Source organism: Sulfurimonas sp. (genome assembly GCF_014859695.1).
Taxonomy (GTDB): domain Bacteria; phylum Campylobacterota; class Campylobacteria; order Campylobacterales; family Sulfurimonadaceae; genus Sulfurimonas.
Genome location: NZ_JACUTS010000178.1, coordinates 1 through 1,528, shown reverse-complemented (window position 1 = coordinate 1,528; position 1,528 = coordinate 1). Strand labels below are relative to the sequence as shown.

At 32.9% G+C, this 1,528-nt stretch carries 1 protein-coding gene; it reads left to right on the top strand.

Going from position 1 to position 1,528, the window contains the following annotated elements; all coding sequences use genetic code 11:
- Positions 1–32 precede the first annotated feature (32 nt).
- A complete protein-coding gene (locus IBX42_RS12495) occupies positions 33–1,337 on the top strand; it encodes an IS1380 family transposase (RefSeq protein ID WP_294933256.1) in 1,305 nt (434 codons plus the stop codon).
- The last annotated feature ends 191 nt before the right edge of the window (positions 1,338–1,528 follow it).

Sequence of the window (1,528 nt, the reverse complement as noted above, 5' to 3'; positions counted from 1 at the left end):
GGGTGTAACTTTTTCTAAATTGGAATCAGATTATGCCTCAAACAATATTAAACTTCAATATCGAAACAACAAACGAAAAGTTAACACCTAGAACAGGTGTAGCAATTTTAGGTGAATACCTAAAAGGTATGAACCTTGAAGCACTTTGCAACACGAACCTTCCTTTAGCCAAACATCCAAACGGATATACACCCTTTGAATTTATCTATCCACTTATTTTAATGCTTCATAGCGGAGGTAGAGTTCTTGATGATATTAAAGAGATACGATTAGATACAGCACTCGGGGCACTTCTAAAAATGGACAATATTCCAACAGCATCAGCATTCACAAAGTATCTTCATAAACATAACAGTATTGGAGAAAATGGAATAAGAAAGATCAATAATCAATTCTTAAAAAGATTTCTAAAAAGTATTAAAAGCGAAGAGCTTATCTTAGATATAGACGCTACATTTATTGAAGCTCATAAAAATACAGCGAAGTGGTCTTATAAAGATGCACCCGGATATATGCCTATGGTTGGGCATATTAACGGTGGTTATGTTATTGATGTAGATTTTAGAGATGGTAATGAGGCTCCTGCAAGTAAAAACTTAGAGTTTCTTAAACAGTGCCAAGCACAGCTTCCACTTAGTGTGAAGTTTGATAGATTTCGTGCTGATAGTGCTTCATATCAAGCTGCTATTTTTAACCACTGCGATAAAGAGAATATTCTTTTTAGCGTAACAGCTAAAAAGAACAAGAATGTATTTGATTCAATCAAAGATATTAAAGATAAAGAGTGGCAGCAATTCTCAAAAAAAGAAAAGGTAGCAGAGTTTATGCACACAATGCAAGATACGGATAATGCTTTTAGAATGATAGTGATTAAAAAAGATATAACTCCGGTGTTGCCCACACTTGAAGAGTATATTTCAGACGAAGTGATGATGCAACATCAAGATGAAATCTACTACTGTATTGCTACAAACGATAATGACTTAAGCCCACAAGAGATTATTAAACTACACAGGCAAAGAGGTGAAACCAGTGAAAATAAAATTAAAGAGTTGAAAAATGGTTTTAATATGAGCTATCTTCCAACTTCAAATACACAAGCAAATGCTTTTTACTTTGCAATAGGTACACTAGCTTATAATCTTTTTTTACTCTTTAAGCAGATTTTAGATGCTAATCTTCAAAAACATACAGTAAAAACTATACGTTATAAACTTTACAACATTGCAGGAAAAGTTGTTTCACACGCCAGAGAAGTAACACTTAAGGTAAATGAGCAGTTTCAAAAACAACTCCAAAAAATAAGATACCGAGCTTATGAAGAGAGTTTGCAATGACAAATAAATCCTTAAAAAACCACTCTCTTAATAAGCTTGCTGCAGGATGCTATTGTCGAAAAAACAGTAAATCTTGCCAAAAGCATCTACATCTCAATAAATTTGGAATTAAAACATGTGAAGTATAATTTTATAGCTTAATTCGGTGTCACTTTTCTGAAAAAAATGATATTTTTTTACACGTGGGGAGT

Bases quoted from the DNA above. Each gene is read 5' to 3' on its own strand.
- IBX42_RS12495 (WP_294933256.1), top strand. From the start codon at position 33: ATGCCTCAAACAATATTAAACTTCAATATCGAAACAACAAACGAAAAG.